Annotated in this window: 15 protein-coding genes; 4 read left to right on the forward strand and 11 right to left on the reverse strand. The window is 74.0% G+C overall.

Annotated features, from left to right (window positions below):
- Window positions 1–148 precede the first annotated feature (148 nt).
- From AXF14_RS03940 to AXF14_RS13895, 3 genes are all read right to left on the reverse strand, one after another.
- A complete protein-coding gene (locus AXF14_RS03940) occupies window positions 149–985 on the reverse strand; it encodes a uracil-DNA glycosylase (RefSeq protein ID WP_067941015.1) in 837 nt (278 codons plus the stop codon).
- A 239-nt stretch (window positions 986–1,224) separates the two neighbouring features.
- A complete protein-coding gene (yczE, locus tag AXF14_RS13890) occupies window positions 1,225–1,860 on the reverse strand; it encodes a membrane protein YczE (protein ID WP_067941017.1) in 636 nt (211 codons plus the stop codon).
- A gap of 60 nt (window positions 1,861–1,920) precedes the next feature.
- The gene (locus AXF14_RS13895) at window positions 1,921–2,115 is read right to left on the reverse strand and encodes a hypothetical protein (RefSeq protein WP_067941019.1); all 195 of its coding nucleotides are present in this window, start codon (window positions 2,113–2,115) and stop codon (window positions 1,921–1,923) included.
- A 366-nt stretch (window positions 2,116–2,481) separates the two neighbouring features.
- Between AXF14_RS13895 and AXF14_RS03955 the strand changes: the two genes are divergently transcribed.
- A complete protein-coding gene (locus AXF14_RS03955; RefSeq protein WP_067941021.1) occupies window positions 2,482–3,141 on the forward strand; it encodes an NAD(P)-dependent oxidoreductase in 660 nt (219 codons plus the stop codon).
- A gap of 60 nt (window positions 3,142–3,201) precedes the next feature.
- Here the strand turns inward: AXF14_RS03955 and AXF14_RS14710 are convergent, their stop codons facing one another.
- Genes AXF14_RS14710 through AXF14_RS03975 form a run of 4 tightly spaced genes read right to left on the reverse strand, consistent with a single transcriptional unit; the run spans window position 3,202 to window position 7,617 of the window.
- Window positions 3,202–4,605: an alpha/beta hydrolase gene (locus tag AXF14_RS14710; RefSeq protein ID WP_211260130.1), complete on the reverse strand. Its 1,404-nt coding sequence runs from the start codon at window positions 4,603–4,605 to the stop codon at window positions 3,202–3,204.
- Window positions 4,602–5,483 (reverse strand): heme ABC transporter ATP-binding protein, encoded by an 882-nt coding sequence (locus AXF14_RS03965; protein ID WP_211260131.1) that lies wholly within the window; start codon window positions 5,481–5,483, stop codon window positions 4,602–4,604. Before AXF14_RS03965 ends, AXF14_RS14710 begins: the two co-directional genes overlap by 4 nt.
- A complete protein-coding gene (locus AXF14_RS03970) occupies window positions 5,480–6,532 on the reverse strand; it encodes a FecCD family ABC transporter permease (RefSeq protein ID WP_067941023.1) in 1,053 nt (350 codons plus the stop codon). The genes AXF14_RS03965 and AXF14_RS03970 overlap by 4 nt, the downstream gene beginning before the upstream one ends.
- Window positions 6,529–7,617 carry a heme/hemin ABC transporter substrate-binding protein gene (locus AXF14_RS03975; RefSeq protein WP_084355334.1) on the reverse strand — a complete coding sequence of 363 codons (1,089 nt, stop codon included), beginning with the start codon at window positions 7,615–7,617 and terminating at the stop codon, window positions 6,529–6,531. Before AXF14_RS03975 ends, AXF14_RS03970 begins: the two co-directional genes overlap by 4 nt.
- 140 nt (window positions 7,618–7,757) lie before the next feature.
- On the opposite strand from AXF14_RS03975, the gene AXF14_RS03980 reads away from it, so the two are divergent.
- The 3 genes from AXF14_RS03980 (at window position 7,758) to AXF14_RS13165 (ending at window position 10,011) form a co-directional block, all read left to right on the forward strand.
- Complete coding sequence (locus AXF14_RS03980) at window positions 7,758–9,167, forward strand: replication-associated recombination protein A (protein ID WP_067941025.1); 1,410 nt, start codon at window positions 7,758–7,760, stop codon at window positions 9,165–9,167.
- Window positions 9,168–9,199: 32 nt separating this feature from the next.
- Window positions 9,200–9,673, forward strand: coding sequence for a nucleotidyltransferase domain-containing protein (locus AXF14_RS03985; RefSeq protein WP_067941027.1), 474 nt, complete (start codon window positions 9,200–9,202; stop codon window positions 9,671–9,673).
- Between the two features lie 101 nt (window positions 9,674–9,774).
- Window positions 9,775–10,011 carry a HepT-like ribonuclease domain-containing protein gene (locus tag AXF14_RS13165; protein ID WP_335338922.1) on the forward strand — a complete coding sequence of 79 codons (237 nt, stop codon included), beginning with the start codon at window positions 9,775–9,777 and terminating at the stop codon, window positions 10,009–10,011.
- A gap of 31 nt (window positions 10,012–10,042) precedes the next feature.
- On the opposite strand, the gene AXF14_RS03990 is transcribed toward AXF14_RS13165, so the two are convergent.
- The 4 genes from AXF14_RS03990 to AXF14_RS04005 all read right to left on the reverse strand — a co-directional run bounded on the left by AXF14_RS03990 (window position 10,043) and on the right by AXF14_RS04005 (window position 19,230).
- Complete coding sequence (locus tag AXF14_RS03990) at window positions 10,043–10,903, reverse strand: SMP-30/gluconolactonase/LRE family protein (protein ID WP_067941029.1); 861 nt, start codon at window positions 10,901–10,903, stop codon at window positions 10,043–10,045.
- A gap of 114 nt (window positions 10,904–11,017) precedes the next feature.
- A complete protein-coding gene (pulA, locus tag AXF14_RS03995) occupies window positions 11,018–13,909 on the reverse strand; it encodes a pullulanase-type alpha-1,6-glucosidase (protein ID WP_084355336.1) in 2,892 nt (963 codons plus the stop codon).
- Between the two features lie 385 nt (window positions 13,910–14,294).
- A complete protein-coding gene (gene pulA / locus AXF14_RS04000; protein ID WP_067941031.1) occupies window positions 14,295–18,209 on the reverse strand; it encodes a pullulanase-type alpha-1,6-glucosidase in 3,915 nt (1,304 codons plus the stop codon).
- Window positions 18,210–18,501: 292 nt separating this feature from the next.
- Window positions 18,502–19,230 (reverse strand): TetR/AcrR family transcriptional regulator, encoded by a 729-nt coding sequence (locus AXF14_RS04005; RefSeq protein WP_067941033.1) that lies wholly within the window; start codon window positions 19,228–19,230, stop codon window positions 18,502–18,504.
- Window positions 19,231–19,486: the final 256 nt, after the last annotated feature.

Below are 19,486 nucleotides of genomic sequence, written 5' to 3' on the forward strand. Positions count from 1 at the left end.
GAAGCCACGAACCGCCCCGGCTGGAGAGATCCGGCCGGGGCCGCCGTCATGCGTGCGGGGGCGGTCGACGGCGTCCTGGGTCGCAGTCCGGGCACGGCACCCCTCCCGTGCCGGCTCGGGACGCCCCGGTCCGGACCTGCGACCTCGCTCAGTCCAGGCCTGCCAGCTCCTTGGCGCGGGCGAGGACGGCGTCGAGCATCTCCACGGTCATGACACCGGTCGAGGTGTTGTACTGGCTCGTGTGGTAGCTGCCGAGCAGCGTCACCGGGGTGCCGTTCGGGCGGGCGAGCGCGGCCTCGGCGCCGTGGCCGAAGCGCCGCGCCGGACGGGGCACGGTCCAGCCGGAGGCGCGCGCGACCTGGAGGGCCGTCGTCCAGGCGATGCCGCCGAGGGCCAGGATGACGCGCAGCTCCGGGAGGAGCTCGAGCTCGCGGGTGATCCAGGGACGGCAGGTGGTCTTCTCGGCCGTGGTCGGGAGGTTCCCGGGCGGGGCGCAGCGCACGGCGCCTCCGATCCTGATGCTGATCGGCTCGGTGCCGTCGCCGGCCGCCTCGGAGGAACCGCGGGTGGCCAGGCCGGCGCGATGGAGCCCGGCCCAGAGCCAGTCGGAGGACTTGTCGCCGGTGAAGACGCGGCCGGTGCGGTTCGAGCCGTTGGCGGCGGGGGCGAGGCCCATGAGGTAGATCGGTGCGTCGACGGGGCCGAGGGAGAAGGCGGGGCGACCCCAGTAGGGCTGGTCGGCGAAGGCGGCGCGGCGGCCGGTGGTGGCGACCTCCTCACGCCATGCGACGAGGCGGGGGCAGGCGCTGCACACGGAGACGCGGGCGTCGAGCTCGGCGAGGTCGCGGGTGCGGGCCAGGCGGGCGACCCCGGCCGGGGTGCGCGCGACCGGCGTGCTCGCGTCAGCCGGGTCGCCGGGCCAGCCCGTGCCGGGCGGGACGGGCGAGTCGAAGAGCCGGCCGGTGATCGGGTGCGGGTCTGCCATACCCGCCATTGTGGTGCTCTCAGCGGGTCAGAGCGGTGCACGGCGGGCGTCTGCGTGCAGGACGGGCCTCTGATCCGCTGAGCGCACTATCTCGCGCCGGCGGCGGGGCCGGAGCTGTCCACGAGGGCGCCTCAGGCGCCAATCAGCCCAACGGGCGACACGCATCCTGCCTGGTCAGAGCCTCGCACCGGTCCGTGCGCGTGCCGCGGCGAGGTTCTGAGGCGCCCTGGTGGACAGCCTCAGGTCTTGCGCAGCTCCACGACGCAGGGCCCGAGGAAGGCCTGGGTGAGCGGCCCGATGAGAAGGGCGTAGAGGACGGTGCCGATGCCGACGGTCCCGCCGAGCGCCCAGCCGATGAGGACGACGGCGGCCTCGACGCCAGTGCGCGCGAAGCGCATGGAGACACCCGTGCGCGCGTTGAGCCCGGTCATGAGGCCGTCGCGCGGGCCTGGGCCGAGCTGCGCCCCGATGTAGAGGCCGCCGCCGAGGCCGTTGAGGATGACACCGGCCACCATGAGCGCTGTGCGCCAGGCGGCGCCGTCGACGGCGGGGACGATGTGGAGGGTCCAGTCGAGCGAGAGACCGATGAGGATCGTGTTGGCGACGGTCCCGAGCCCGGGCCACTGCCGCAGCGGCACCCACAGGAGGAGGACGACCGCCCCGGTGATGATCATGACGGTGCCCATGGACAGGCCGGTGAGCATCGCGACGCCCTGGTGGAAGACGTCCCAGGGGGCGTTGCCGAGCCCGGAGGCGACGATGAGGGCCTCGGCGGCGCCGAAGAGCCACAGACCGACGACGAGCTGGACGAGCCGGCGCGGGAGCCTGCCGGCGCGCAGCTGCTCGATCGGGTTGAGGTCGGCGAGGGCGGGCACGGCGTCATGCTGGCACCGGCGCGTGGCGAACGGGTTGCCCGTCCGCACGGCGACGGGCTGTCAGCGGTACGAGGGGCGGAGGACCATGCCGCGTGGCTCGCGCGCGAGGCCGGCGTCGGCGAGGACGGCGGCGACGCCGCGGTCGAGGGCGGGAACGCCGCCCACGGTCTCGACGACGCGCCTGGCCGGGCGCTCCTCGCGCCCCATGACGGCGCGCTCGTGCCGGACCAGCGCGGTGAGCGCGGCGTCGAGCACGGAGCGGTCGGCCGTGTAGGGGGTGAGCGCACGCAGCCGCTCGCTGGCGTGGAGGACGGGCCTTCCCTCGAGGAGGACGACGACGGCGCCCTGCCGGCGGCCGGGTCATCGCCGCGGGCACCCCCGAGGAGCTGGCCGACGGCTCCGCCGCGCTCGGCCCGGACGAGTCCCTCACCGGCCGCTACCTCGCCGCCCACCTGTCGAGGAACCCAGCGCGCTGACCCGTCCCTCACCGAGATCGGGACATCCTGACCGCGAGATCGGGACATCGCGCATGGGCCCTGACAGCCCCACTGAGTTCGGTCAATCCGCGCGCTGAGTTCGGTCGGCGAGCGCCCGCCCCGCCCCGCCTGGCACGATGGGGGCATGAAGCTCGTCGTCATCGGCGCCACGGGCGCCACCGGTCGCCGCGTCGTCACCCAGGCCCTCGAGCGCGGGGACGAGGTGACCGCCTACGTCCGCAGCCTGTACAAGATGGAGGACCTCGTCGGCACCGAGGGCCTGCGTGTCATCCCGGGCGTCGCCGAGGACGCCGAGCGCATGACCACCACCATGGAGGGGGCCGACGCCGTCGTCGTCGCCCTCGGACCGGCGCAGACACCGGCCACCTTCCTGCGCTGCGACCTCATGCAGCACGCGCTACCCGCGATCCGCACCGCGATGGTGCGCGCCGGCGTGCGGCGCCTCGTCGTCCTGTCAGCCTGGGGCGTCGGCGAGACCGCCCGGGCCGCCTCCCTCCCCCTGCGGATCGGCTTCGCGACCCTCATGCGCGCCGTCTACACGGACCACGAGGCCGCGGAGGCCCCGCTGCGCGCCGCCGACGACGTCGACCTCACCACCGTCCACCCCGTCATGCTCACCGACGACGCGGAGGAGGCTCCGGTCGAGGTCGTCCCCTTCGAGGAGCTGGCGCCGATCACACGCCCGGAGCAGGTCTCGCGCGGCGCCGTCGCCACGGCCCTCCTCGACGCCGCGCACGACCCGCGCACGATCGGTCAGCGCCTCGTCGTCCACCCGGCACGCTGAGCCCGGGTCCGACGGCGCCGCGTCGGCGCGGGTCGCCCCGGACCGGCCCGCGCTGCGACCTCAGGGCGCTCCCGCTGCCGCGGAGGGTGCGGGCCCGAGGAGGGCCACGGCGTCGTCGAGCACCGCCTGCCGCCACCAGGCCCAGTCGTGCCCGCCGCCGTGGACGGTCACCGGGGCGCAGGGGCAGCCGGCCGCCTCGAGCGCGCGGACGACGTCCTGCGCCGACGCCGCCATCGTCCCCTCGTACCGCCCGGCATGGAGCCGGACGCTGACCGGCGCGCGCCGTGCGGCGGCCGCGAGCGCCTCCGCCACGGCAGCGTGCTCGTAGCGCCACAGGGAGGTCGACTGGGCGCTCGCGCACCCCACCGCCTCCGGCGCGCGGGCGACGCAGAACAGGGCGGTGAGGGCGCCGAAGCTCGAGCCGGCCACGACCGTGAGGGTCGGGTCCTCCGCCACCCGCCGGCGCCGCGAGGGCTCGCCGGGGAGGACGAGGCCGTCGCGCCTGAGGCGCGGGACGAGCTCCTCCACGATCCACCGGGCCTGCCCGTCGGGGACCCCGAGGGAGTCGACGCGATCCGTCGACGCGTCGACGAGCGCCACGACGAGGGGCTGCAGCCGACCGTCGCGCACGAGCGCGGCGAGGGCATCGACGGTGCCGAGCCGCTCCGCGTGCGCCTCGCCGTCGGTGAGGAGGAGCAGCGGAAGGTCGCCGTCGGGGCTGGCCGCCCCAGTTGCCGGGCGGGCTGGACTAGCTGCCCCGGCCGCCCGGCCGCCTGGACTAGCCGCCCCGTCCCGTCTGACGCCCCCGCCGTCGCCCCGCTCGCCTCCACCGACGCCGTCGGCACCGGCGTCGAGGACGGCGATACGGGTCCTCGGCCCGGTCCACGCCGCGCCGCCGGACGGCGCGCAGGCCGCGAGCTCGTGCAGCGGGTGCCGTGTGCGGACGCTCTCGGGACCGCTCTCGCCACGGACGAGGTCCAGGACCCCGCCAGGGACCCGCCCGCGCTGGGGGCGGCCGCCGCCCGGCCCCTTGAGCCCGTCGCGCCACCAGGGCGGGTCGCCCTCCCTGGTGTGCTCGAGGAAGCCGTAGGTGGAGCACAGGTCCGCGGGCAGGACGAGCTCGGCGGCGAACCAGCCGTCGCCGAGGGGTTCGAGGTCCAGCCCGTCCACCGGGTCCGGGAACCACCAGCCGTTGACCTGCACGGCGACGGCGCTCGCCCGGGGCGCCCGGTGGGCGAAGCGAACCCGAACGCCTCCCCGCGTCTCGCCGAGCACGAGGGCGCCCTCGACGCGATGGCCGGAAGCAGCAGGCGCACCGCTCGCGCGGGTGACGGCGACCCGGAGCTCGCCGAGGCCGGCCGGGCGGGGAAGCCTGGGCCAGCGCTCGGGAGCGAAGGGGTCCCGGGCCGGGCCCAGCCCCGTGTCCTGCGCGGCGCCGTGCGCGCGCTCCTCCGCCGCGCTCACGCGGGCACCACGACGGGCCGACCGGTGCGCGGGTGGGTCATGACGACGACCTCGTGGTGGTACACGGCGCCGATGAGCTCGGGCGTGAGGACCTCGGCCGGGTCTCCGACGGCGACGAGGCGACCGAGCTCGAGGACGGCGACGAGGTCGCAGTAGCGGGCGGCGAGGGTGAGGTCGTGGAGCACGACGACGACGCAGGCGCCGTCGTCGGCGAGCCGCCGCGCCCGGGACATGACGAGCTCCTGGTGGTGGAGGTCGAGGGCGGCCGTCGGCTCGTCGAGGAGGACGACCTCGGCGTCCTGGGCGAGGACGCGGCCGAAGACGGTGCGGGCGAGCTCGCCGCCGGACAGGGTCGTGACCTCGCGCTCGGCGAGCGCCGCGACGCCCGCGCCCGCCATCGCCTCCTGGACGCGGTCCTCGTCGTCCTCGGCGACGGGCCACGGCGCACGGCCCATCTCGACGGCCTCGCGGACCGTGAAGGAGAAGGCCTGCGCGTGGTGCTGCGTCATGACGGAGCGGTGCCGGGCGAGCGCCTTGGCGGGCCACTCGCCCACGGGTCGGCCGGTGAGGAGGACCCGGCCAGCGGAGGGCTCGCGGTCGCCGGAGATGACGGACAGGAGAGTCGACTTCCCGGCCCCGTTCGGGCCGACGAGCGCGAGGACCTGGCCGCCGGAGGCGCTCAGGGTGACGTCGTCGAGGAGCCTGGCCGCCCCGATGGTGACGCCGACCGCCTCGACGCGCAGCCGCGGCTCCCCGGAGCCGGCCGCACCGGCCGCACCGGTCGCACCGGCCGCGCCGCCGGTGGCGTCGGCGGCCGTGGCGTCGGTGGCGCCGGCGGCCGACCCGTGCACGGCGCCGCCCCGTCCCGCGCCGGTCACAGTCGCACCTGCCTCGAGCGCAGCACCAGGGCGAGGAAGAAGGGGGCGCCCATCATCGCGGTGAACAGCCCGATCGGGACCTCGGCGGGCGGGGCGACGGAGCGGGCGAGCGTGTCCGCGACGACGAGGAGCAGCGCCCCGGTCAGCGCGGACACCGGCAAGAGCCCCCGGTGCGCTGGCCCGACCATCATCCGGGCGGTGTGGGGCACGACGAGCCCGATGAAGCCGATCGTCCCGGCGAAGGCCACGGAGGCGCCGATGAGGACGGAGGTGACGACGACGATGAGCCGGCGCGTGGCGCGCACGTCCACGCCGAGGTGACGGGCCTCGCGGTCCCCCAGCGTCATGAGGTCGAGGCGGCGGGAGACGACCTGGAGCGCGACGGCGCCCGCGACGATGACGGGGGCGCCGACGGCGAGCTTGAGCCAGGTGACGTCCCCGAGCGAGCCCATCTGCCAGAAGACGACGGACTGGAGCTCGTCGTCGTCCGCGGCGAAGGTGAGCAACCCGGTCACGGCCGCGAAGGCGGAGCCGACGGCGATGCCCACGAGGAGGAGCCGGGCGGTGCCCGAGTCGTCGGAGGGCCGCGCCAGCGCGTAGATGAGCGCGGTGGCGAGCAGACCGCCGACGAAGGCCGCGGCGGGCACCGCCCAGGCGACCGCCGCGGTGGCGAGCGGGGGCAGCAGGACGATGGCCGCGACCGCCCCCGCGGAGGCGCCGCCGCTGACGCCGATGACGCCCGGGTCCGCGAGGGGGTTGCGGAAGAGCGACTGGAGCGCCACTCCGGCGACCGCGAGCGCCGCGCCGCTGAGCGCCCCGAAGAGGACGCGCGGCATGCGCAGGCTCATGACGACGGTCGTGTCCAGGGGCTGGCCGGGCTCGCCGAGGCCGAGGACCTCGTGGGCGACGACGCCGAGGACCGTGCGCGGCGACAGGGCGATGGGGCCGGTCCCGATCGAGACGACGACCGCGGCGAGGAGGACGACCGCGAGGACGGGGACGACCACCGCCGGCCTGAGGCGGCGGGCGGCGGATCCGGCCCGGCTCACTTGGCGAGGTCGGTCAGGGCCTGGGCGAGGGCCTTGGCCCCCGCGCCGACCCCGACGCCGCTGACCTTGATCTGCTCGCTGGGCATGACGACGAAGGCGTTGTCCGTGCCCGCGGGGGTCTGGGAGAGCGTCGGGAAGGCCTCGAGGAAGCCCTCGAGGCCGCCCCACTCCTCGAGGTCGCCGTCGCCCATGAGGATGACGTCGGGCTCGGTGGCGAGGAGGCCCTCGTCGGAGTACTTCACGGAGTAGCCGGTGAGGCCCTCCTCGACGCCGACGCTCGTGGCGCCGACGGCCTCGAGCATGTCGGCGGCGGCGGTGCCGGAGCCGATGACGGCGTTGGCGCCGCCCGCGCCGGAGGCGGTGACGGCGAGGACCTTGAGCCCCACGGCACCGTCCCCGGCGGCAGTGGTCGCCTCCTCGAGCTGGGACTCGACGGTGCCGGCGAGCTCCTCACCGGCGTCGGCGGCGCCGACGTACTCGGCGACGGCGCGGATCTTGTCCGCGACGCTCTGCTGGTCGTCGACGACGACGGCGTCGACGCCGGCCTCGCGGAACTTGGCGGCGACGTCGCCGTGGCGCTTGACGTTGTTGCCGATGAAGAGGGTGCCCTTGAGGCTGAGGAGCCCCTCGGCGCCCGTCTTCTGGGAGTACTCGTACTGCTCGGGGGCGTCGAGGGCGGCCTGGGCGACGGAGTTCGTGGGGGCGGCGTAGATCGAGTCGGCCATGCCGAGGGCGGCGAGGATGTCGGCGACGTCCTCGCCGCCGACGATGATCTTGGAGGTGTCCGTGACCTCGACCTCGGTGCCGGTGCCGTCGGTGACGGTGACCGGCAGGGACTGGGTGGCGGTCGTCGAGGGGATGCCGGTGCCCTCGGCCCAGGTCCAGCCCGCGGGGAGGTTCGCCGGAGCGCCGGAGACGGCGGCCGAGGCGTCGGCGGTGCCCGCGGCGGAGGCGGCGTCCGTCGCGGCGCCGCTCGAGCCGGAGGATGAGGCGTCGTCCGAGCCGCAGGCGGCGAGGAGCGTGAGGGCCGCGGCGCCGGAGACGGCGGTGAGGAGCGAGCGGCGGGAGACGGCGGTGGGGTTCAAGAGGGACCTCCAGGGCTGCGACGAGCCGATAGGGGATAAGGCTTGCCTTACCTTAGCAACACCGGTGGGCCGCTCCGCCAATCGGACCCGGCTCGCACGGCCCCCGCGACGACGTCGTACCCGCCCCGTACCGTGAGGGCATGACCAGCTCCCCCAGCCTCTTCGACGCCGCGGCCGAGGACGGCGGATCCATCGTCGACGACCCGACGCGCCCCCTCGCGGACCGGTTGCGTCCGCGCAGCCTCGAGGAGGTCGTCGGGCAGTCGCACCTGCTCGCCGCGGACGCACCGCTCGGGCGCATGGTGGCGCGCGGCCGGCTCTCCTCGATCATCCTGTGGGGCCCGCCCGGCTGCGGGAAGACGACGATCGCCCGCCTCCTCGCCGAGCGCACCGGCCTCGTCTTCGAGCAGGTGAGTGCGACCTTCTCCGGCGTCGCGGACCTGCGCAAGGTCTTCGCGGCCGCCGCCCGCCGCAAGGAGGTCGGGCAGGGCACGCTGCTCTTCGTCGACGAGATCCACCGCTTCAACCGCGCCCAGCAGGACTCCTTCCTGCCCTACGTCGAGGACGGGACGGTCGTGCTCGTCGGCGCGACGACGGAGAACCCCTCCTTCGAGCTCAACGGGGCGCTCCTGTCCCGCTGCCAGGTCCTCGTCCTGGGCCGGCTGGACGACGCCGCCCTCGCCGAGCTCCTCGAGCGGGCGGAGGCGCTCACCAGCCGCACGCTCCCGCTCACCGAGGACGCCCGCGCCGCCCTGCTCGCGATGGCCGACGGCGACGGCCGCTACCTCCTCGGGATGGTCGAGCAGGTCCTCGAGTCCCTCCCCGACGCGTCCGACGACGACGCGCTGCTCGACGCCGAGGACCTCACCGCCGTCGTCGCGTCCCGGGCACCCTTGTACGACAAGACCAGCGAGGAGCACTACAACCTCATCTCCGCGCTCCACAAGTCGATGCGCGGGTCCGACCCGGACGCCGCCCTGTACTGGCTGTCCCGGATGCTGCTCGGCGGCGAGGACCCGCTCTTCATCGCCCGGAGGGTGGTCCGCTTCGCCAGTGAGGACGTCGGGATGGCGGACCCGGCGGCCCTGCAGGTGGCACTGGGCGCCTGGGAGACCTTCGAGCGGCTCGGGCACCCGGAGGGCGAGCTCGCGATCGCGCAGGCGGTCGTCTACCTGGCCACCGCACCGAAGTCGATCAGCGTGTACCGCGGCTTCAACCGGGCCTGGAAGGCGGCGCAGCGCACGGGCTCGCTCATGCCGCCGGCGCACATCCTCAACGCCCCGACGCGCCTCATGAAGGACCTCGGCTACGGCGCCGGCTACCAGTACGACCCGGACACGGAGGACGGCTTCTCCGGCGCGGACTACATGCCGGTCGGCTACCCGTCACCGGAGAAGCGGGAGCGCTTCTACGAGCCGACGGACCTCGGCCACGAGCACCGGGTCCGCGAGCGCCTCGCCTACTGGGAGGACCTGCGGCGGCGCAAGCGCGCCGAGGCCGAGCGCGAGCAGCAGCAGGACCAGCAGAACCGGCAGCACGAGGACCACTGACTCCCCGATATAGCACTTGCTATATTCGACGCATGACCCCCGAGGAGCTGACGACGATCGCGAGCGAGGCGGACGAGGCCGCCCGCACGGCGCGCGCCCGCCTCGTCGAGGCCGTCCGCACCGCTCACGCCTCCGGCCTCACGCAGACGGAGATCGCGCAGGCGACGGGGCGCTCCCAGCCGGAGATCTCGCGGCTCCTGCGATTCCACGGCACCGGTCCGCTCGCCCGGAGGCTCCGCGAGCACCGTCGCCCCGTCCTCGACCTCATCAAGGCGAGCGGCGGCAGCAACGTGCGCGTCTTCGGCTCCGTGGCCACCGGTCGCGAGCGACCGGGCTCCGACATCGACCTGCTCTACACCGCCGGGCCGGGGACCAGCCTCCTCACGCTCAGCCGGTTGGAGATCGAGCTCGCGGAGGAACTCGGAGCCTCGGTGGACCTCGTCCCCGACGATGCCATCCGCCCGAGCATGCGCGACCAGATCCTCTCCGAAGCGGTGTCGCTGTGAGCGCCAGCAGCCGGACGACGGTGCAGCTCCTCTCGGAGGCACTGGAGCACCTTGAGGCGGCAGAGACGTAGGCCTCCAGAGACCTCACGGACCAAGTCGTCATCGACGCGATCACCCTGCGCCTGTCAGCGGGGATCGAGGCTCTCGGGCACCTCAGCGACGCCGAACGCGTCGGTCTCCTGGGCGACACGTGGCCCGCGATGCGCGGCATGCGCAATCGCATCGCTCACGGCTACGCCGGCGTCGCGGAGCGCTACCTGGTTGAGGTCGTCAGATCCGACCTTCCTGGGCTCGTCGCAGCCGTCAGGCACCGCCGGTCCGAGCTCATGGAGTCCTGACCCCGCTGTCTACTCGACCGACGCAGCCCGCTCAGCCCCGGAAGGGCAGGGGCGCCATCCCACGGACCCCGGCGTCGACGGCGTAGACGGAGCCGGCGGCGGGCTCGACGTCGTCGGGCAGGTTCTCCCGCGAGGTCGTGATGAACAGGGTCCCGAAGCCGGACTCGCCGAAGGCGCAGGCGGTCACCTGCCGCACCGGCAGCTCGACGACGGCGTCCAGCGTCCCGTCGGGCGCGTAGCGGCGCACGGCCGAGCCGCCATTGAGCGCGGTCCACACGCCGCCCTCGGCGTCGACGGCGAGCCCGTCGGGGTAGCCGTCCTCGTGGTCGATGGTGACGAAGGGCCGGGGGCTGACGAGCCCGGCCCCGGCGTCGTAGTCGAGCAGCGTGATGGTGCCGGTCGGGGTGTCGGTCCAGTAGGCGCAGGTGCCGTCGGGGTTGAAGCCGAGGCCGTTGCAGATGGTGGCGCCGTCCCAGGCGGTGATGGGCTTCGCGTCCGGGCCGTCCCAGCGGTAGACGACGGCGTCGCCGGGCGTCTGCGCGTAGGCCATGGTGCCGATCCAGAGGCGCCCGTCGGGGTCGCAGCCGCCCTCGTTGGTGCGGATCGCGGAGTCGGTGAGCAGGGTGGTGACCTCGAGGAGGTCGGAGAGGTCCTCGGCGCGGCCGAGAGCGACGCCGTGCTCGGTGGTGACGAGGGCGCCGCCGCCGGCGCGCGGCCGGATGACTGAGGCGACCGAGGAGGGCACGTCCATCCGGGTGGGGCGGACGTCGTCGTCGAGCTCGACGACGACGCCGGCGAGCATGTCGACGAGCCGCAGGCGGCCGGTGGCCTCCCACCAGCAGGGGCCCTCGCCGTGGTACGTGATCGAGTCGGACACGCGCTCAGCCTTCATGGGCCCAGCCTACGGAGCCGCTGACCGAACTCAGCGCGGAGGGTCGTTCAGGATGTCCCGATCTCGAGGTCAGGATGTCCCGATCTCGCGGTCAGGATGTCCCGATCTCGAGGGTCAGTGCTCGACGAGCACGGCGACGGTCCGCCCCGGCACGCGCACGGTTCCGGTCGCCCGGTCGAAGGTCGTCCTGCGGACCACCTCGTCGGCGCCCTCGGCCTGCACCTCGCTCAGCTCGAGGAAGCGGCCCACGAGGTCGTCGCACTGCTGCTCCACCTCGTCCGGCGTCGCGTTGATGACGATGACGAGCCCGTCCAGGGCCGGGTCAAGGTCCGCCTCGCCGGCGCCATCGTCGATGACCATGAGGATGACACCGGGCTGCGCCCGGTCCCCGCCCACGGGGAAGGACACGCGCTCGAGGACGAGCTCGGCCGACCCCAGCGAGAACAGGGGGCTCGAGCGCCGCAGGCGCAGCAGGTCGAGCGCGGCCTCGGTGGCCGTGGCGATGTCGTGGGGGCTCGGCCGCAGCTCCTCGTGGGAGAGGAGCTCGGCCTGGAAGATCCACTGGTCGAAGTTGCGGTTCGCCGGCGGCAGGCCCCTCCCCCAGCCGTTGTCCTGCCCGCTCCAGTCGATGGCGTTGAACCAGTCGCCGGAGTTGTAGGAGTCGGTGTCGAGGGACTTGCTGCGCAGCATCTCGGTGCCGGCCGCCCAGAAGGAGGGCGTCTGGCCGAGGGTGACGCAGGCGAGGCAGACCGTGTTCATGCGGATGCGGTCCGCCATCGTGGTGCCGATCGGCAGCTTGTAGGCGAGGCGGTCGAAGAGGGTCTCGTCGTCGTGGGCGTCGACGTAGGCGATGGACTCGACGGGCTCGGTGCCGTAGGCGGCGGACTGGTCGCCGTAGCGGATCTCCTCGCCGCGGCGGTGCTCGCCGTCGGCGGTGCGCAGAACCATGTCGCGCAGGTTCCCTGCCAGGGAGAGGCGGACGAGGTCGGTGCGCCAGGCGAGGTCGGCGCGCAGGGAGCCCTCGTCGCGCTCGTCGCGGCCGTTGGGGTCGGTGAGCTCGCCGGTGCCGAGCCCCTGGGCGGCGCGGGGGTCGACGTCGAAGAGGGTGCCGCCGTGGACGGCGTCGCGGACGCGGTCGTTGAAGGTGCCGACGCCGGTGCCGCCGAGCTGGCCCTGGACGGCCTGGGTGAACAGGGCGTTGTTCGCGACCTCACCCATGTTCCAGCCCTCGCCGTAGAGGAAGATCGGGTGACCGACGGCGTCCTCGGCGACGGCGTCGAGGGCCTCTCGCAGGCGGTTCATGGTGTCGACGGAGTGGTAGCCCATGAGGTCGAAGCGGAAGCCGTCGACGCGGTAGCGCTGCACCCAGGAGACGCAGGAGTCGATCATGAGCCGCTCGGCCATGGCGTGCTCGGTGGCGACGTGGTTGCAGCAGGTGCTCATCTCGATGGCGCCCGCGGCGTCGCGCCGGTGGTAGTAGCCGGGGACGATGCGGTCGAGGACGGACTGGGGGGCCTGACCGGCGGCGGAGGTGTGGTTGTAGACCTGGTCGAGGACCACCTGGAGGCCCATGCCGTGCAGGGCGCCCACCATGCCGCGGAACTCGGCGGTTCGGGCGCCGCCGTCCTGGTGCCCGGCGGTGGCGTAGGAGCCCTCGGGGGCCTGGTAGTGGAAGGGGTCGTAGCCCCAGTTGAAGGCGTCCTCGTCGGCGACGGCGGCGACGGCGGCCTGGGGGCGGCGCGAGGCCGGGGAGGTGCCCTCGGGGATCTCGGGGAGGCGCTGGCGGGCGCGGTCCTCGGGGACGGTCGCGAAGTCGAAGGTCGGCAGGAGGTGGAGGGTGTCGATGCCGGCGGCGGCGAGGCGGCGCAGGTGGCGCGTGCCGGCGGAGTCGGCGCCGAAGGCGGCGTAGGTGCCGCGCAGCTCCTCGGGGACGGTGGCGTCGGCGGCGGAGAAGTCGCGGACGTGGAGCTCGTAGATGCTGCGGGCGGCGTCGGAGACGACGTCGGGGGCGAGGTTCTCGACCCATGCGGCGGGCTTGAGGGCGTGCTGGTCGAGGTCGACGGCGACGGAGCGGGTCGAGTCGACGGTGAGGGCGAGGGAGTACGGGTCGGTGACGCGGTTGGTGACGACCTCGCCTGTGGTGTGGAGGAGGACCTCGACCTCCCACAGGTACTGGGCGCCGGGGCCGACGACGCCGTCGGGGACCTCCCAGCGGCCGTCGGGCCGCCGCTGTGCGGGGGTGCGGGTGGGCTCGCCGTCGACGGCGGGGACGGAGCCGGTCGGGTCGCCGGTCTCCCAGGACAGGAGGGCGACGTCGCGAGCGGTGGGCGCCCACACGGCGAAGGAGGGGGTGCGCGGGGCGGGGGCTCCGTCGGGGCCGGCGTGCTCGTGGAAGGTGGCGCCCAGCGGTGCCGAGCCGTCGCGGACGGCGGCGCGCTCGCCCCAGAGGCGGTCGATGAGGGGCCAGGTCTGGACGCCGGTGAAAGCGGTGATCCAGCCGCCGGTGGTGGCGTCGGAGCGCTGGACGACGCCGAGGCGGCAGCGCAGGAGGTCCTCGACGTCCTCGCGGGCGAGGCGGGGGCCGCCGTACTCGTCGGCGGTGGTGAGGGCGAGGTAGCCGGCGAGCTGGGGGTGGACGGCGACGAGGGCGGGGTCGAGCTCGTCGATGACGCCGAGGGGGACCTCGTAGCCCCTCTCGCCGCGGTGGATGATGCCGTCCTCGATGCGGGCGTCGCCGTCGGGGCTGACGACGAGGCCGAAGCCGACGTCGGGGGCGCGGTCGGGGCGGCCGCCGTCGGGGCCGACGCACGCGGCGCGATCGACGCCGCGGGGCAGGAGGTCGGAGGGCCAGGCGAGGGTGGTCTCATCGACCCAGTAGGCGCGGGCGCCGCCCATGCCGGGGACGCTCACGAGGGCGGGGGCCTCGTGGTGGGCGGGCGGCTGGGGCGGGGTTCCGGCGGAGTGCCCGGAGGGGGTGCTCGCACTGGTGCGGGAGGGCGTGGTCATGGTCGGCCACCTTCCTGGTCGTTCGGGGTCAACTCTCCCACGGCGTGGGCCGCGTGGAGAGAGGCGATCTGGACGTCGGACCATTGACGGCGGTGGTGCGGAGCGGCGAGGGTGGTCGTGCGGGGCCGTCCGGGCAGGGGCCCCGGACGTCCCCGGCCCGGAGCGCGGAACCCGGAGCGCTCGGAGCGCCCCACGTCGCGAGGACGCGGGGCGCACCTGGTGCTCGTGCCGGCATCGGCCGGCACGGACCATGCGTGAGCCGGTGCGCATCGACGCCGGGCCGGGCGGTTCCGGACCGGCCCGGGCCGGCGGGTCCCAGTCGGGCCTGATCGGGCCGACTCTGCGGGAGTGGGCCGGATCGGCCGGGGCCGTCAGCGCGGTCGGCTCACCGCCCGGACCACCAGAGGCCGGGCACGGTGCCCTGCGACGGGTTCCAGGCGTTCCACGGGCGGGCCTTGCCGGGCTTGGGCTTCTGGTGCCCCTTGCCGGGCTTCGGCGTCTGGTGGCCCTTGGCCTTGCCCTTGCCGTTCCCCTTCGCGGCCTTGCCAGTCGCCTTCGCCGTGGCGGTCGCGGTCGCGCTCGCCTCGGCGGTCGGGGCCGTGGAGGCCGTCCTCGTCGGCTGGGTGGTGGGCTCAGCGCTCGGCTCCGTCGTGGGCTCAGCGGTGGGCTGCGCCGTCGGGGCCGCCGTCGGCTCGTCGCCGGCACCCGAGTGACCGCCCTGCGGGTCGGTGAGGACAGCGACGGTCCGCGCCGGGACGGTCACCGAACCGGTCGCGGCGTCGTAGGCAACGCCCTTGACGGTCGCGTCAGAGCCGTCGGCCTGGATCGAGGAGAGCGCGAAGTCGCGGCCCTTGATCGAGCCGATCGTCTGCGTCGTGGCCTCGTCGGAGGCGTTGAGGACGACGAGGACGCCGTCGAGCGCCTTGTCGACGTCGGTCACCGAGCCGTCCGCGTTCGCGGCGGTGTCGTCGATGAGCATGTCAATGACGCCGGGGGTCGCGTCCGTGCCGGAGCCCGGGAAGGAGACCTTCGACTGGATGAGCGCCGCGGTGCCGAGGGAGAACAGCGGCGTGGACTTGCGCAGGCGCAGCAGGGTCTCAGCCTGGGTGTCGGAGGTGGCGATGTCCGCGGCGGCCGGCTTGAGGGCGCCGTTCTCCAGGAGCGGGCGCATGATCGCCCACTTCGAGGAGTTCGAGGAGGCCATGGGCAGGCCCTTGGCGTAGCCGTTGGTCTGGCCGGACCAGTCGATGGAGTTGAAGTAGTCGCCGGAGTTGTAGGAGTCGCGGTCGAGCGACTTGCTGCGCAGCATCTCGGTGCCGGCCGCCCAGAAGGACGGGGACTGACCGAGGGCCACGGTGGCGAGCGAGACCGTGTTCATGCGGACGCGGTCCGCCATGGAGGTCGACGTCGGGAGCTTGTAGATCCCGAGGTCGTAGAGGGTCTCGTTGTCGTGGGCGTCGACGTAGTTGATCGTCTCCTCGGGGCTGGAGGCGTAGCCGGCCGCCTGCCCGTTGTAGTCGATCTCGGAGCCCTTCTTGACCGTCCCGTCGGACGTGGTGAAGAAGTAGCTCTTGAGGTTGCCGGCCAGGCCCAGCCTCACCAGGTCGGTGTTGTGCTGGAGGTCGGCGAGCTCGTCGGCGTCGGAGCGGTCGGACAGGCCGTTGGGGTCCGTGTACTGGCCGGTGCCGAAGCCCTGGTAGGTCCGGTGGTCGGAGTCGAAGGGGCCTCCGCCGTGGACGGCGTCGCGCAGGCGGTCGTTGAAGGTGCCGATGCCGGTGCCGTCGAGCTGCCCCTGGGTGGCGGTGGTGAACAGGGCGTTGTTCGCGATCTCGCCCATGTTCCAGCCCTCGCCGTAGAGGTAGATGGCCTTGCCGTTGACGCCGTCCTTGGAGACGGTGAGCTCGTCGAGGGCGGCGCGCAGGGCCTTCATGGTGGCCACGGAGTGGTAGCCCATGAGGTCGAAGCGGAAGCCGTCGACGTGGTAGTCGCGGGCCCAGGTGACGACGGAGTCGATCATGAGGCGAGCGGCCATGGCGTTCTCGGTGGCCGTGTTGGAGCAGCACGTCGAGGTCTGGACGGCGCCCTTGGCGTCGAGGCGCTGGTAGTAGCCGGGGACGATCTTGTCGAGGACCGACGTGGAGGCCTGGCCGGCTGCGGCGGTGTGGTTGAAGACCTCGTCGAGGACCACCTGGAGGCCGGTGGCGTGCAGCGCCCCGACCATCTGGCGGAACTGGTAGGTGCGGGCGCCGCCGTCCTGGTGTCCGTCCGTGGCGTAGGAGCCCTCGGGCGTCGTGTAGTGCCAGGGGTCGTAGCCCCAGTTGTAGGGGTCGGTGTCCGCGGTGGAGGCGACGGCGGCCTGCTGCTCCTCGCTCGCGGCGCCGGCGTCGGGCACGGTCGCGGTGACCTGCTTGGAGCGGTCCTCCTCGATGGAGGCGATGTCGAAGGTCGGGAGGAGGTGGACGGTGTCGACGCCGGACTTCGCAAGCTGGGCGAGGTGCTTCATGCCGTCGAAGCCGGACTCGGTGAAGGCGAGGTAGGTGCCGCGCTCGTCGGCCGGGACGGTCTCGTCGGAGGCGGAGAAGTCGCGGACGTGGAGCTCGTAGATGGTGCGCGAGGCGTCGTTGGCGACCTTCGGGGAGGCCGTGCTCGCCCACTGGGCGGGGGCGAGGGCGGCGTCGGAGAGGTCGACGGCGACGGAGCGCGTCGAGTCGACGGTGAGGGCCAGCGAGTAGGGGTCGGTGACCGTGTTGGTGACGATCTTCCCGGTGCTGGGGGCGTAGACGGTGACCTCCCAGAGGTACTGGGAGCCGGCCTTGATGGCGCCGTCGGCGTTGTCGACGACCCAGCGGCCGTCGTCGCCGCGCACGGCGTCGTGGCGGACGCCGTCGCCGGAGACCTCGGGGACGGAGCCGGTGGCGTCGCCGGTGTCCCAGGTCAGGAGAGTGACCTTCTGGGCGGTGGGGGCCCACAGGGCGAGCGAGCGCAGGAGGCCGGTCTCGAAGGTGGCGCCGAGGTCGCCCTTCTGGGCGGCCTCGCCGTAGAGGGCGTCGACGGCGATGGCGGTCTGGACCCCGGTGAAGGCGGAGACGGTGTCCTCCGCTCCCGCCGCGCCGGTGCCCCGCTGGACGACGGCGGTCTGGCCCTCGAGGGCGGTCACGACCTCGTCGTGGCCGAGGGCGGCGTCGCCGTCGGCGTTCTCGAGGCTGAGGGCGACGTAGCCCTTGAGGTTCGGGTGGGCGGCGAGGACGTCGTCGGGCAGGTTGCCGGCGACGCGCAGGGCCGTCTCGGTGCCGCCGGTGACGACGCCGTCGGTGAGGGAGGCGGTGGCGTCGGGGCTGGTGACGAGGGCGTAGGAGACGGGGGCGTCCGCGACGGGGGCGCCGTCGTCGGAGACGAGGTCGGTGCGCGCGACGCCGGAGGGCAGGAGGGAGGTCGGCCACGCGAGGGTGGTGGCGTCGATCCAGTAGGCGTCGAGCTCGCCGACGCCGGCGGCCGGCGGGTCGGTCACGGCGATGGTGAGGACGTGGGTGTCGCGCGTGTAGGTGAAGGTGACGTCCTTGCCGGCGGTCGCGGAGAACCCGTAGTCGTCACCGCCGGCCTTGCCGTCGACGCCGTAGTTGACGTCCCAGGACAGGGACTCGGAGACCTTGACCTGGTAGGAGCCGGTCGGGATCTTGTTCGTGGTGAAGGTCCAGGTGCCGTCGCCCTGAGGCCGCATGGCGGCGGCGAGGCAGGCGGGGGCCCAGTCGGAGCCGCAGCCGAGGGCGGCCTGGAAGGAGCCGGCGAGCGTGATGATCGGCTCGGAGGCGTTGGTCCAGGAGACGTGGCTGGCGGGGTCGTAGAGGAAGGTGACCTTGCCGCCGGTGGTCGTGTAGCTGATGTTGTCGCCGCCGGCGACGCCGTTCGCGCCGTAGTTCTCGTCCCAGGTGCCGCCGACGGCGACCTTGTACTCGTAGGTGCCGGCGGGCAGGTCGAAGGTGCCGGTGAAGAGGCCGGAGGCCTGGTCGTAGGTGAGGGCGGCCTGGGAGCACGAGACGTCCCAGTCGGAGCCGCAGCCCATCTCGGTGGTGTGGCTGCCGGGGACGGTGACCGCGAAGTCCGCGGCGGCGGCCGCGGCCGCGGTGGCGGCGTCCGTGGCCTCGGCGGTGGCGGCCGGGGTCGCGTCGGCGGCGACGGCGGGGGCCGTCGTCGTGGCGAGGCCGGCGCCCGTGAGAGCGAGGGCGACTGCGGCGAGGACGCTCGCGAGGCGGCGTCTGCCGCCTCGCGCCGCTGGGACGGCGTGCAAGACGTGCAAGGACACGGGGGACTCCTTCGTCGGGGCCGGGATTCCGGGCGACGTCGCCCGGTGGGACGCGGGTCGTTCCGCGCCAGGATAGGCTGAGACGAAGGTTACGGTTCCGTCACAAGCGCTGCAAGACCTGCAAACCATACAGATGTCTTGCGGACGTCGAAGGCCCGGAGCCGGAGCCCAAGGGACGGGTGAACCGGCTGTCACTCGGCCGCGCACTCCCCCGAGCGGCGTCGTCGGCGGGTGTGGACCCGACGGAGTCGCCCCGAGTCCGAGTCACCGCGCGCGGGGGGGGGCGCAGGGCTCAGCGGGTCGCGGGGACCGAGAGGTGGGCGAGGAGCTCGGGGAGGGACCGGTCGAGGAGCCCGGTGAGAGCCTCGTCGCCGCGCATGAGGGCGACGCGCATGGAGCGCTCGGCGGCGGCCGAGATGATCTCGGTGGTGTCCTCCGGACTGAGGAGGCACTCGCGCCCGAGCGCGGCCAGGCCCGCCACGAGGATCTCGCACAGGGAGGCCTTGAAGGCGGCGTAGGAGTCGCGCAGGCTCGGGGCGTGCTCCTCGTCGCGGATGACGTAGGCGGCGAACTCCTCCTGGAGCAGGTAGAAGTCGCGGCTCATCGGCAGAGAGGCCAGGAAGCGGTCGGCGAGGTCGGCGACGGCGTCGGTGACCTCGGCGTCGGTGCGGAACTCGGAGCGGCCGGACTCGTCGTTGATGGCGGAGGTGACGAGGTCGTGGACGAACTCCGCCATCCGGTTCCACTGCTCCTCCGCGAGGCGGCGGACGAAGTGGTCCATGTCCGTGAAGTTCGAGTAGAAGGCGCCGCGGGTGAAGCCGGCGCGGCTGCACAGGTCACCGACGCTCATGGCGCCGATCCCCTTCTCGGCGACGACCTCGCGGCCGGCGGCGAGGAGCGCGGCCTGGGTCTGGGCGCGCTTCTCGCTGGGAGTGCCGGCGATGACGCGGCGGACGGCGGCGCGACGACCGGAGATGCGGGCGCCCGCCGCGGCGAGGAGGTCCTCAGGGTCCTTGGGCATGCGGATACCGTAGTCCGTCCTCACACCCGACGTTCAGGAGTGCCGGCGCCCGGACGAGTGCCCGCGGCCGGCCTCGAGCCCTCGTCTCCGCCGCCGCGCCGCCGCCCTGCTGCTCGCCCCGCCTTTTCTCCACCCCTCCGCCGAGCTCGTACCTTTCGCCCCGAGACCCACGGCAAGGCTGGTGGTCTCGGGGCGGAAGGTACGAGGTCAGTAGGGGACGCATCCGGCCCGCCCGCCGTCTGAGGCGCCGGCGCCG

It is taken from the genome of Actinomyces radicidentis, from assembly GCF_001553565.1.
GTDB lineage: Bacteria > Actinomycetota > Actinomycetes > Actinomycetales > Actinomycetaceae > Actinomyces > Actinomyces radicidentis.